Origin of the sequence: uncultured Ellagibacter sp. (assembly GCF_934636505.1) — a bacterium.
GTDB lineage: Bacteria > Actinomycetota > Coriobacteriia > Coriobacteriales > Eggerthellaceae > Ellagibacter.
Window position 1 is genome coordinate 1 of record NZ_CAKUAL010000005.1, and the last position, 12,426, is coordinate 12,426.

8 protein-coding genes are annotated in these 12,426 nt (G+C 61.6%); 3 read left to right on the forward strand and 5 right to left on the reverse strand.

Annotated elements, in window-relative coordinates; genetic code table 11:
- Positions 1–191: 191 nt before the first annotated feature.
- A complete protein-coding gene (gene modD / locus Q0G18_RS01075; protein WP_297148706.1) occupies positions 192–1,040 on the reverse strand; it encodes a ModD protein in 849 nt (282 codons plus the stop codon).
- Positions 1,041–2,837: 1,797 nt separating this feature from the next.
- Here modD and Q0G18_RS01080 point away from each other — a divergent pair.
- Together Q0G18_RS01080 and Q0G18_RS01085 are read left to right on the forward strand one after the other, a co-directional pair.
- A complete protein-coding gene (locus tag Q0G18_RS01080; RefSeq protein ID WP_297148709.1) occupies positions 2,838–4,490 on the forward strand; it encodes a DEAD/DEAH box helicase family protein in 1,653 nt (550 codons plus the stop codon).
- Between the two features lie 404 nt (positions 4,491–4,894).
- Positions 4,895–5,122: a HipA domain-containing protein gene (locus Q0G18_RS01085; protein ID WP_297148780.1), complete on the forward strand. Its 228-nt coding sequence runs from the start codon at positions 4,895–4,897 to the stop codon at positions 5,120–5,122.
- Between the two features lie 77 nt (positions 5,123–5,199).
- Here Q0G18_RS01085 and Q0G18_RS01090 read toward each other — a convergent pair whose 3' ends face one another.
- The 4 genes from Q0G18_RS01090 to Q0G18_RS01105 all read right to left on the reverse strand — a co-directional run bounded on the left by Q0G18_RS01090 (position 5,200) and on the right by Q0G18_RS01105 (position 9,716).
- Positions 5,200–5,625, reverse strand: a complete 426-nt coding sequence (locus Q0G18_RS01090; protein ID WP_297148711.1) for a peptidylprolyl isomerase — start codon at positions 5,623–5,625, stop codon at positions 5,200–5,202.
- Positions 5,609–6,829 (reverse strand): MFS transporter, encoded by a 1,221-nt coding sequence (locus Q0G18_RS01095; RefSeq protein ID WP_297148714.1) that lies wholly within the window; start codon positions 6,827–6,829, stop codon positions 5,609–5,611. Before Q0G18_RS01095 ends, Q0G18_RS01090 begins: the two co-directional genes overlap by 17 nt.
- A gap of 118 nt (positions 6,830–6,947) precedes the next feature.
- Positions 6,948–7,307, reverse strand: a complete 360-nt coding sequence (locus Q0G18_RS01100) for an oxidoreductase (RefSeq protein ID WP_297148716.1) — start codon at positions 7,305–7,307, stop codon at positions 6,948–6,950.
- A complete protein-coding gene (locus tag Q0G18_RS01105) occupies positions 7,308–9,716 on the reverse strand; it encodes a molybdopterin-dependent oxidoreductase (protein WP_297148718.1) in 2,409 nt (802 codons plus the stop codon).
- Between the two features lie 418 nt (positions 9,717–10,134).
- Here Q0G18_RS01105 and Q0G18_RS01110 point away from each other — a divergent pair, with 418 nt between their 5' ends.
- The gene (locus tag Q0G18_RS01110; RefSeq protein ID WP_297148720.1) at positions 10,135–12,420 is read left to right on the forward strand and encodes a molybdopterin-dependent oxidoreductase; all 2,286 of its coding nucleotides are present in this window, start codon (positions 10,135–10,137) and stop codon (positions 12,418–12,420) included.
- The last annotated feature ends 6 nt before the right edge of the window (positions 12,421–12,426 follow it).

Below are 12,426 nucleotides of genomic sequence, written 5' to 3' on the forward strand. Positions count from 1 at the left end.
AACCAGTGTAACGTACTTTCGGCATTTTTCGGCCGCTTGCCCCAAGATTTGCCCCGCACTTTGGAAAGCACTTGCATTTTATGGGGAAATGCGTGCTACACGCCCCCGCGCGTTGCCATGAAGGGAAGGCGGGGAAAGGGCGGGATTGGGTGATTTGTCTCGCTTGGGCCCCTGTCCCGCTTTGCGTGCGACTATTCTGCTCGCTTCATGCGGACGCTCATGTCGATGGGCTTGGCGGTGAAGGGCGCTGTGGTGGCCAGGCCGTCGACGCCGCAAGCCGCGTACGCCGCGGCGTTTTGCAGGTTGATGCCTCCCGCCGCGATGAGCGTGAGATGCGGGTCGATCGCACGCAGCTCGGGCACAAGCGCGGCCAAATCGTCCACCGGCAGCTTGTCGAGCTGGATGCCATCGACGCCCGCTTCCGCGAGGCGGCGCGCCTCTTCGGGCCCTGCCTCCACGAACAGCTTCTTCTCCACGCAGCGGCAACGAAGGGCGGGAAGCGCTTCCAAGAACGCCTCGAAGCCGCCCATGAAGGTGATGTGGTGGTCGAACACGAGCACGGTCTCGGACGCGCCCAAACGGTGCGGGAAGGCACCGCCGCAAGTGACCGCCTTTGTGAGCAGATCTTTTACCCCTGGCATGCTCTTACGCGTGGTGAGCACCTCGCATGCGGGGTTTCCGCTGTGCGCTGCGTCCACGATTGCGCGCGTCTTAGTCGCCACGCCCGACAGGTGGTCGCACAGGTTGAGCGACACCTTCCACGCCATATGTAGCGCCGCCGCCGCGCCCTCCGCGCGAAGGAACGGCTCCCCCGCAGCGAGGCGCTCCCCCGAGCGACGCGACCACACGACGCGCGCGCCCGTCTTCCCGAGCACGCGAGCTGCCTCCTCCACGCCGGCAAGCACGCAGTCTTCGCGCGTGAAGTACTCGATTTCCCCTGGCACGTCCCCGATGCCGAGAATCTCGGTTGTGAGGTCGATGTAGGGCATGTCCTCCAAAATGAACTGGTCGATGCGGCCATCGGGAATAAACACGTTCATGAGGATCCTTTCCATTTGCCGTTGCGGCGCGTTTGCCACAACCCGTTGATTCGGCTGTCCCGCTAATCGAAGCGAGACAGAAAAAGCGGGACGAGACACCCGATGTCCCACGCCTTTGGTTCGACTCCAAGCCTAGGCTTCGGCGCACGTGCCTTCAACCTAGTATTTCGATGGGAATTATCCCCGCAAACGCCGTTATTTGAAAAACGCCGCAAGCTGAAAAAACTCGAACTACCTCGCGCGCAGGTTCGTCGGCTTCGCCCGTATCGGCGAAGTCGAGCTTGTCGTGCCACGCCGCGTTCGCCTGCGCAGCACCGCCGAGGCGCGCCCCGTGGTATCATTCCCCCGACAACGCCTTCGCCCAAAGCCAACGACCAGGCAAAACGGAAGGCAAGGCCATGAAGCAGCCGTTCCCGAAGTACGCGTTTTTCAACAACGAGCTCTATGTCTCGATCAAGGCGATCGAGCCTGTCCCGACGACCGGCCGCGACGCCGCAATCGTTTGCAGGCGCGCAAGCGACAACGCCGCCGAAGCCGAGGAGCGCTACGTCAAACAGCAGCTCTGGCTCGAAGCCGCCTCCGCGGTCAACGAAACCGCGAGGTCGCGCGGCCTCGTCACATCGCAAAGCCCGGCGCACGAGAAGATTGCGCTGTTCAGGTCGCTCTTCAAAGGAAGGCCCGACGTCCATGCACACGGATTCCGCAGGAAAGACGACGGCATCGGCTACGTCCCCGCCTGCGAAAACGAATGGAAGCGCGGGGTGTGCCCTCGCGTCGAGAACGCGCATACGAAGTGCTCCCTTTGCGAGAAGCAGGCGTTCGCGCCCTTGACGGACTCCGCGATCATCAGCCATTTCAAGGGCCTGGACGACCGGTTCCGCGACGTTTTCGGCCTTTACGTGCTCAACGAGGACTCGACCACGTCGCTTCTCGTCATGGACTTCGACGAGGGCGAGTGGCAAGACGCCGCGCGCGCCGTCAGAGAGGCAGCGAAGTCGCATGGCCTGCAGGCGAGCGTAGAGCAGTCGCGCTCGGGCAACGGCTGCCACATCTGGTTCTTCTTCGAGAGTCCCGTAAGCGCGAAGCTCGCGCGCGACTTCGGCAGCGCGCTCATCTCGGAGGCGATGGCGCATGCGAAATCGGTCGGATTCGATGCTTACGACCGCATGTTCCCCGCTCAAACGACCATTCCCGAAGGAGGGTTCGGGAACCTGATCGCTGCGCCCTTCCAGGGTCGGGCGCAGCACCGCGGCAACAGCGTCTTCGTCGACGAGCAGCTTCGCCCCCACCCCGACCAATGGCTCTTCCTGTCGAAGGCCGGCAAATTGAGCGAGGAAGCGGCCCGCGCGGTCGTCGACTCGCATGCGGGAGCGCCTCTCGGGAGCCTCCAGGACGAGCACGGTGTCCCTTGGAAGGGGCGCGCCGAGAAGCCGCTTTCGCGAGAGCTTCACGGGGTTCCTCGACATCGTCGAGTCCGACATGATCTACGTTCCCGAGTCGGCCCTTTCCGCCGAAGCCGCGAACGCGGTCAAGCGGGCCGCGGCGTTCGCGAACCCCGATTTCTTCCGCGCGCAAGCTATGCACCAGTCGGTTTACGGGAAGCAGCGCGTGATATGCCTCGGCGAGGAGCGCGAAGGGTTCATCGCTCTTCCGCGCGGCTGCAAGCGCAGGCTCCTGAAGATTCTAAGCGACGCCGGCGCAAGCTTTCGACTGCACGACGAAAGGCACGCGGGTCCCGCCATATCCGCCCAGTTCAAAGGACTGCTTCGGCCGGAACAGGAAAAGGCCGCCGAGCGGATGCTCGAACACGACGACGGAATCCTATCGGCGCCCACCGGGTTCGGCAAAACCGTGATCGGGGCGTACCTCATCTCGCGCCTTCGGCTGCCGACGCTCGTCATCGTGCCGCGCTGCGCGCTCGTTTCCCAATGGGCCGAAAAGCTGTCCGAGTTCCTTAGCGTCGAGCACCCGGACGGACCGCTTCTGACCCTTTCCGGAAAGCCGAGCAAGCGAAAGCGCCTCGTCGTAGGGCAAATCGACGCTGGCAAGAAAAAGATATCGGGGATAATCGACATCGCCACGTCCCAAGCCCTCATCGAGAAGGACCCCGACACGGGCGAGCCGCGCGCGAAGGGAATTGTGAAGAGCTACGGCCTGGTGATCTGCGATGAGTGCCACCACGCCGCGGCTTCGCACCTCGAGATGATCCTGAAGGCGACGCCCGCGCGGCGCATCTTCGGCCTGTCGGCGACGCCGAAGCGCTCCGATGGGCTCGATTGCGCGCTCTACATGCTCTGCGGCCCGATCCGGTGCACCATCGACCCGAAGGAGCAGGCGGCGCAGCAGGGCTTCAAGCGCATCCTGCGCCCCGTGTTCACGAGGGTTCGGGTGCCGGGTTGCGGCGACGGGGCGTCGTACAACCAGATTCTCGACAAGCTGTGCGCCAACGAGGCGCGAAACCGGCTCATCGCGACCGATGTCGTGGAGGTGGCGAGGCGCGGCGGCACCCCTCTCGTGCTCACGAAGCGCAAAGAGCACGCGCGCAGACTGGCGCGCCTCATCTCGGGCGAAGGCCGTACCGTCCACCTTTTGATCGGGGAAGGGACCGCCGCCGCGCGGCGCAAGCTGATTGCGGAGGCAACCCGCGAAGAGGCGGAAGGGCCTTCCATCATCGTCGCGACGGAGGGCTACCTTGGCGAGGGCTTCGACTTCTCGAAGCTCGACGCGCTGTTCCTGACGACGCCCATATCGTGGGACGGCAACGTGACCCAGCAAGCGGGGCGCCTGCATCGGACCCACGAGGGGAAGAGCCAGGTCGCCATCTGGGATTACGTTGATTCGAGCGTCCCCATGTTGGAGCGCATGTACAAAAAGAGACTGAAGACGTACGCGAAGCTCGGATATGAAGTCGAGCTGGCGCAACCGGGACGCGAAGAAGAGCGCGCGGAATTCGTCACGGCCGGCGACGCCGTGCGAATGCTCGCCGAGGACATCCGCGCAGCGTCTTCTTCGGTCGCGATCGTTGCGCCGCGTGCGTCCCGAAAGACCATCGAGCTTTTGGGGGCGTCGCTGTCGGACGCTATCGCAAGGGGCCTGCGCGTTTCGTGCACGCTCGCGGGAAACCCCGCCCCGGAGATTGCCGGTGTGCTCGAGAAGATGGGGGCAACGGTGCATGCTGCCGCCTCGACAGCCCATGCGGGGCTGGCGGTTTTCGACGAGGAAACCGTCTGGTACGGGACGCTTCCCCTGCTCGCGTTTCCCAGGAAAGACGACTGCAGCATCCGCTTCAAAAGCCCGGAAGCCGCCCATGACCTGCTGCAAGAGGCGCGGCTCGACGAACAGGGCCGCCAATCGCCGGGCGAGGGCGACATTCCCGGAGAGGAGATCCCTCGCCGAGGCGGGCGGAAAGCCGCAAGCGGGGGAAGCCAGGGGGATGGCACCGTGAAGTGAATGCGGGCGAATCGAGAGTCGCGCACGCCGAGCTTTCCTCCAAAACCGGTATCGGAACAAGAACGATATATGCCCTTGAGCAAGGAGAAAGCAGGAATTTCGGGCTCGAGAACTACCTTAAGATCCTCGCCGCCCTTGGACTCGATATGTCAGTCGACCTGAAAGGCTCCCCTGCCGCCATCAAGCAACCTGACGATTTGGAAGCGCCCCTTGTTCCCACGTTCGAGCTTGCTGACATTTGGAAACTTGACGGATGCGGTGAAAAATGACAGCCCCATTACGAGGGTGCTCCTCTTTCCGCGTCCATGCCCGTCGGGCTCGAGCGCGGATATCGAATCAAAACTCGCGGCAGTTCGAGACAACCCCGCTGTCGCATGGATCGATGCCGAAGAAACGCAAGGCCGATGGTCCCTTGCTGGCTGCCAGGAAAAATCTTCTCCAATTATCTTATAGGGGCAACGGACGCCCACGCGAAAAATCACTCGCTCCTGCTCGTCGCACCGGATGACATAAGGCTCGCTCCTCTCTACGACGTTGCTTCAATCGCACCATATCGCTCGCTTGCCCCCTCGGCGCGAAAGCCGCGCTCGCGGAATTTCCCGCAAACACGGCTTTCGTCATCCTGCGCCTAACGCCCGGGCATCCAGCCGGGCACATCAGACCCGCAGCACGAGCCCTCGGGGCGCGCAGCGCGAGAGCGCCCGGCGCGCTAATCCTTCACGTCAAGCAGCTCGATGTCGAAGGTCAGCTCCATGCCCGCCAAGGGATGGTTGAAGTCGATCGTCGCCATGCCCTCGTCGATCGAGGTCACGCGCGCGGGGAATTTCAGCCCCTCTTCGGTCACGAAGTAGAACAGCTTGCCGACCTTGATGTCCTTCGCACTGGGAATGGCGTACATGGGACTGTGCTCGATGCGCACGTCGCTGTAGGCGCCGTAGGCGTTCTCGGGAGCGATCGTCACCGTTCGCTTCTCGCCGATCGCCATGCTCTGAACGGCTTCGTCGAAACCGTGGATGACCATGCCCGACCCGATTTGAAACTCGAGCGGATCTATGCCCTCGGTGCTGTCGAACACGGTGCCGTCCTGCAGCGTCCCGCGATAGCGCACCGTCGCAGTGCTACCGTACTTCCACATCCTTGCCACCTCGCTTCTTGCCGACAACCGTGTTCACCACGAAGGCGAAGACCAGCATAAGGACGGCCGACACCAAAAACACCACAGCGTAGTCTCCCGACCCTTCAATCGACGTGACCAGCTGCACATACGGGCTCGACACGAACCCGCCCAGGTTCATCGCCATGGCGGTGTACGCGAGCGCGGCCGACGCAACGGCAGGGGTGCACGTTATGCTCACGTAATGCGGTACGCCGGCGGTGATCGCCATATGCCCGAACGCGATGATGCACACGCCCACCACTACCACCGGCAAAGACTTCGTAACGGCGATGCCCAGGAAGATCACCGCAAGGCCGATAGCGCACAGAAGGCACGCCACGGGCAGCGTCTTCATGCGAAGGTTCTTGAACAGCAGGCCGAAGATGGCCGCGACGACGATGCCTACCAGCGTGAACAGCGACAGAAGCTGCCCGCCCATAACACCGTCGCACACGCCGTGGTCGATGAGCGCGCTGATGAACACCGTGAAAAACGGGTAGTCCAAAACCATCGCGACGAAGATGATCGACGTGTAGAACCAGGCCAAAGGCGTGATGCGCGCCTTTTCGGACTTGGACTCGTCGTCCATCTTCACAAGGGGTTCCTTGTAGAAGACGATGACGAAAACCAAAACCACGAGGCCTATCGCATACAGCCAAAATGCGGTGTTCCAACCGATGCCCACGCAAATGCCGCCAACAGAAGAGGCGAACACCGCGCCGACGTTGAACGCAACGTTGCCGATGCCGTAACCGTTAGCGCGCTTGTTCTCGTCGCTGAACACGTTCGCGACGAACGCGAAGATGATCGGCTGCAAAAAGCCCAGGAACAAACCGAAGACGGCGCGGTCGACCATCAGAACCCAAAACGGCACGGCGGCAGGCGAGAAGAACACCGGCATCACGCCGAAGACGGCCATGCCCGTCACCGCGATAGAAAGCAGCAGCTTGCGGCTGACTAACTTCCCGGCGATAAGCCCGCATATGAGCGCCGATACAATCTGCGTCAGCGAGACGATGGTCGACAGATACGACGCCGACCCCGCATCCACGCCGTACTGCTCGGCGATCGCGGAAAGGCTCGGCGCGATATAACCCATATCGGGAATGACAAAGTAAACCGCAAGGATAACCGCATATACCCCGAACGTTGCGCCCTGCTGGCGCTTCGCCGCACTCTCCATGAGGAATCCCCTCCTCTTTCTATTCTTTCGAAAGTATCCTAAATCGGCACATTCGAAAAGGCGGTGATGCCGGGTGCCCATCGAAGGACGCCCAGCATCCCCCAAAACGATTCGAAGGCTATTTCACCGTGCCCGCTTTAGGAACGAAGATCGTATATTTCGTCTTCCCATCGGCGTTGGCGACAAGCTCGGTAACCGAGCCGTATTCCATAACCAGGCTCTGGCAATGTTTCACGCAGAGGGGCTTTTTCCCCTTCCCCACGCGCTCGGCGCACAAATCGCACTGGTCGGTCGGCACCGGTACAAAATCATACTGGTATTTATCGCCCTCGATTTGCCAGGGACCGATTTTCTGCAATTTGATTCCCCAGCGATCGACGGGGTAATCATGCTCCATCTGGCAGGAAACCTCGCACGAATGGCATCCGGTGCAGAATTCGTAGTTGATCAAAAGGCCGTATGCAACTTCGTTTGCCATTTACACCAGCTCCTCATTCATCGCGAAGCGCTCGGAGATCATCTGCATATCGGTGTCGCCGATGATTTCCTCGGGCTCGCACTTATACACGCGGCACATATGAGACTTGCAGTTGTTGCCGAATCCGCTCTCGCCGCAGCCTGCCTCGATGACAACGTTCGCGTTCGAGATGTAGGTGTCGAAGCAGCCGTTGCCGTTGTCCTCGGGGTCGCGCTCGGGGAACCACCACGCGTGGTCGAGCGAGATGGTGGACGGGTCGAGCACCGGCGATACGTTCGCCTTCAGCTGGACGCGGCCGAGGTGGTTCTCGATCCAGCACCAATCGCCATGCTTGATGCCGTACTTTTCCGCCGTTTCGGGCGCGATTTCGAACTCAGGGTTCGGGTGCAGCGCGCGAAGGTGCGGAATCTGCCTGTGCTCGGAATGGAACGAGGCCCACTGGCGCGCACCCGTCGTCATGATGAGCGGGTACTTCTCCAGGTACTCTTCCTTGTCGAAGCGCTCAGGAACCTGGTTGGGACTGTACGGCGGCTCGGCATAGTGCGGAACGGGCTTTTGGCCCCACTGCCCGAACAGGGTGGAGTACAGCTCGACGCGACCAGTCGGCGTGTTGAAGCCAACATTGCCGTCGGGACGTTGCTCGCCCGTGCGGAACTTCTGATAGTGGTACTCGGGGTAGATCCAGTTCTCCTCGCGGGCCTCTTCGAACGTCATGCCCGTCTCCTTCATCGTGAAGGTGAAGAACTCCTCGAGCGTTTCGCCCGGCCACAGCGTGTCGTTCCACTGACGACCCAGTTCCCAGCAGATTTCCATGTCGGATTTGCTCTCGCCGAGCGCCTTGCAGGCCTTGTTCGTGGTTTGCACGTGGTAGTAGATGGAACGGATGCCGTTGCGCTCGGGGTACATGCACACCGGAAGGAACACATCGCAACACGCCTGCGCCGTCGGGGTCATGAACGGGTCGACGTACACGTTGAACTCGGCGTTGCAGTACGCGCGCTCCATGCGCGTGTTGGGCTCCTGAGCCGTGCAGGAAAGCGGGTTAGTCGACTGAATCCAGTTGGCGCGAATCTTGTACGGGCGGTTGGAGAGCATCTGGTCAACCGTCATGTCCGCCTGGGTCAAAACGACGCCAGAGTACTTAAGCGCGGGGAAATCCTCGCCGCCGATGCGCTGCGCCTGTTCTTCGGGGGTCAGGCATTCGGCTGGGTCGGGCGGATTCCACGTCTGGATGTTGAAAGGCTGGTGAACCGTCACCATGCCGCCCGGGATGTCGATCTGCCCGGTGATGGACCACAGATCGACCACTGCCGCCGAGCCAGCAAGGCATTCCATCGTCATGTCGAGCGCGAGACCCCACTGCACCGCGGAGGGCTTTTCAGCCATCATTTCCGCAGCTCGGGCAATCTTCTCTTCGGGAATCCACGTAACTTCGGATGCCTTTTCGAGCGTCCATTCCTTCGTCGCCTCGTAATATTCGTCGAAGCCGTAGCACCAGCAGTCGACGAACTCGTGGTCGTACAGGTCGTTTTCGATGATGTATTTGCCCATGGCCAGCGCGAGCGCCGCGTCGGTGCCGCAGCGAACCTGAAGCCAAAGGTCGGCCTTCGCGGCGAGCCAAGTGAGCTTGGGATCGATGACGACCAGCTTGCTGCCACGCTTCATGCAGTCGACCACCCAGTGCCCCAGGTTGCCGTCGGCGTTTGAGACGAGCGGGTTGTTGCCCCACACGAAGATGTTCTTCGGGGGAACCCAGCCGTCATGCTCGTAGCGGTCGTAGTGGTTCTGCGAGCAGTCGGGCACGGTGTAGGTTCCCATGAGCACGTTGCACGCAGCGACGCGGGGAACGTAGCAGCTGTTGCCGGAAAGCATGTAGGCGTACTGCACCGAACCGAATGCGTATTGAAGACGCGTCATGTAGGGAGCGGTGCCGCGGCCCGTGCCCAGATGGAACACGACGGCCTTCGCGCCCGATTCCCGCTTGATAGTGTCGAACTTTTCCTTGATCATCGCGTAGGCTTCGTCCCACGTGATGCGCTCCCACTTGTCCGCCTTGCCGCGGTCCTTCGGGTCGCGCTTCATGGGGTACAGAACACGGCCGGGGTGGTACACCGCCTCCTTCAAAGCGATGCAGCGAGCGCAGAGGCGGCCCTGGTAGTACGGGCTCTCCTCGTCGCCTTCGACCTTAATGAACTTCCCCGTTTCCTTATCGGTGTAAACGATGACGCCGCAGCCGTCGTGGCAGCCGGGAGCAGCCCATGCGCCCGTGCGGGTGCAGATCACGCCGTCCTCTTCCCATTGCCACGGCAGATCTCCGCCCGTGTATTTAACCGGCGGCTCGCGGAAAAAGTCCGGGCGCACCTCGTTGGTGCCGCCCTGCTCGACTTCCATGTCAATGCGTTTCGTCATACCTCACTCCTCTCCAAAGCTTTCATGCAAGCTTTCCCTCGTGCCCCGAAGCGGGCGCCTTTCAGCTTCAAAGCTTCAGGCCCCCTCTTGGGTTTTTCCGGTACGATTACCGCTTTTACCCTGATGAAGATTCGTTTCCCCTGCATGCGACCGCTCAACGAGGCGCGTCGCCAATGCGTGAAGTAAGTATGGGCAGGAAAAAGTAAGTTGGTAAGCGGGGGGGATTTCTTGGCTAACGGCGCATACAACCGAAATCTCGTCATCTCAAACGGCTGCAAAACTTACTTGTTGGCCGATATGCTGCAAAGCGTCCTGAAAAGATTCCCTGAAACAACCCCATCTCCTTCAACGACCAGAAAGCATGAAGACGAGTTGCGCGCACCGAATTGCACGCAATGCGATTGGAAAGGAGAGAAGGATGGCCTTCCATTTCAAAGAGCATCCTGCCCCGAAAAAGACGGTCCTCGACGACGGCACCGAGATTATTCGCACCTGCGCGTGGTCTCCCCCGGGATGCCACGCCGTTGGATGCGGCATCCGCCTGTTCGTCAAAGACGGCGAGCTCGTCAAGGTCGAAGGCGACCCCGACCATCAGCTCACGCGCGGGCGCCTTTGCCCCCGTTGCCTCGCGCTGAAGGAAGCGGTGTACCACCCCGACCGCCTTCTGTACCCCATGAAGCGCGACCCGAAAGACCGCGGGCTGGACAAATGGGAGCGAATCAGCTGGGATGAGGCAACCGAGCTCATCGTCAACAAGACCGAGGAAATCCGCGCGAAATACGGCTCGGAATCCATCTGCGTGTACATGGGAACCGGCCGTGAGGCCGTCCGCTACGGCTTCACGCTGTCTTCCAAGGTGCTTCGCACGCCGAACAACTGCTACGCTCAGTCTGGCTGGTCGTGCATGGGCCCGCGCCAAACCGCAATGACCATGATGCTCGGCAGCGCCTACATCGAGCTCGACTACAACGGCGGGTCAATCGAGGCCTGGGACGACCCCGACTGGACGCGTCCCGATTACGTGTTCTGCCTGGGCAAAGAGCCGTTGAAGTCGAACCCCGACGGATTGTGGGGCCATGCGCTCATCGAGCTTATGAAGCGCGGTTCGAAGCTCATCATGGTCGACCCCCGCGTGAACTGGCTTGCCAGCCGCGCCGACCAGGTGCTCCAACTCATCCCCGGCACCGACGCCGCGCTTTGCCTGGCCATCTTGAACGTGCTCATCAACGAGGACCTCATCGACCACGATTACGTCGAGAAGTGGTGCTACGGCTTCGACGAGCTGAAGGAGCGCGTGCAGGAATACACCCCCGCGTTCGCGGCGAAGGAATGCGGCCTTACCGAAGAGGAGATCGTCACCGCAGCTCGCAAGCTTGGCTACGACGGCGTGCACCACTGGAGCCTGCTCATGGGCGTTGCCGTTGACCAGAACCCCAACGGGTGCCAGGTCACGCAGTGCCTCATCGCGATGGCGGCCATCACGGGCAACCTCGACGTGCCAGGCGGCACCGTCGTGGGCGTGCAGATGCAGTTCGAGATGACCGGCGCCACCGACTTCATGAGCGACGAGCTGAAGAACAAGTGCATCGGCTGGGACACCTACCCCATCGTCAAAGTCCTTTTGAACACCACGCACCCCGACATCACGCTCGAGTGCCTGGAGACGGGCCGTCCCTACGAGCTGAAGATGGCCTGGTTCGACTCAACGAACCTTCTGTCCCCCACCTGCTCGGCGCAACCCAAGCGCTGGCACGACGCCCTTATGAAGATGGAGTTCGTCGTGGCGAAGGAAATGTTCATGACCCCGACTGTCATGGCGCTCGCCGACGTGGTGCTTCCCCTGGCAACCTGGGCCGAGCACGACGGCATCGTCATGACCAACCAAGGATGCCAAATGGGCATCGCAGGCGCCATCAACAAGGGCCTTCAGGTGGGCGAATGCAAGTCCGACCTCGAAATGCTCATCCACTTCGGCAATGCCTTCTACGAGAAGGCCTTCCATGAGGAATACCCGTTCAAGACGGTTGAGGAATACCTGACCGACGACGTCGGGAAAATGGACACCACCTGGGAAGAGCTTTCCGAGAAGGTCGTCGCGACCAACGACATCGGCGGCTACCACAAAGCCGAGCGCGGGCTTATCCGCGCCGACGGCCAGCCTGGTTTCCAAACGGCCACCGGCCGCATCGAGCTGTGGTCGACCGGATACCAGGCCCTCGACGACGATCCGCTGCCGTACTACTTCCCGCCGAAGCTCGGCGCAGAGGCGCGCCCCGACCTTGCCAAGGAATACCCGCTCATGTGCACGACGGGCGCCAGATACTTCGCGTCGTTCCACTCGGAGCATCGCCAGATTCCCAGCCTCCGTCAGCTGACGCCCGACCCGTATCTGGAAATCCACCCCGATACCGCGGCGGAGCTCGGCATCAAGGACGGCGACGAAGTCACCATCGAGAACCCCTGGGGCGTAGCGCACGAAATCGCCAAGCTCACCCCGATCGTCCGCCGCGACGTCGTGGCGGCGGCGCACGGCTGGTGGTTCCCCGAGGAAGACGCCGAAGAACCGCATCTGTTCGGCGTTTGGAAGTCCAACGTGAACAGCCTCATCCCGCATCGCGTGCTGGGCAAGATGGGATTCGGTGCCCCCTACAAGCAGGTTCCCGTCAAAGTGTTCAAAACGCCCAACGAAGAATGCGTTCTCTAGGATAGG

Coding starts and splice junctions, on each gene's coding strand:
- modD (WP_297148706.1), bottom strand. CDS start 1,040: ATGAACGTGTTTATTCCCGATGGCCGCATCGACCAGTTCATTTTGGAG.
- Q0G18_RS01080 (WP_297148709.1), top strand. CDS start 2,838: ATGCTCGAACACGACGACGGAATCCTATCGGCGCCCACCGGGTTCGGC.
- Q0G18_RS01085 (WP_297148780.1), top strand. CDS start 4,895: ATGGTCCCTTGCTGGCTGCCAGGAAAAATCTTCTCCAATTATCTTATA.
- Q0G18_RS01090 (WP_297148711.1), bottom strand. CDS start 5,625: ATGTGGAAGTACGGTAGCACTGCGACGGTGCGCTATCGCGGGACGCTG.
- Q0G18_RS01095 (WP_297148714.1), bottom strand. CDS start 6,829: ATGGAGAGTGCGGCGAAGCGCCAGCAGGGCGCAACGTTCGGGGTATAT.
- Q0G18_RS01100 (WP_297148716.1), bottom strand. CDS start 7,307: ATGGCAAACGAAGTTGCATACGGCCTTTTGATCAACTACGAATTCTGC.
- Q0G18_RS01105 (WP_297148718.1), bottom strand. CDS start 9,716: ATGACGAAACGCATTGACATGGAAGTCGAGCAGGGCGGCACCAACGAG.
- Q0G18_RS01110 (WP_297148720.1), top strand. CDS start 10,135: ATGGCCTTCCATTTCAAAGAGCATCCTGCCCCGAAAAAGACGGTCCTC.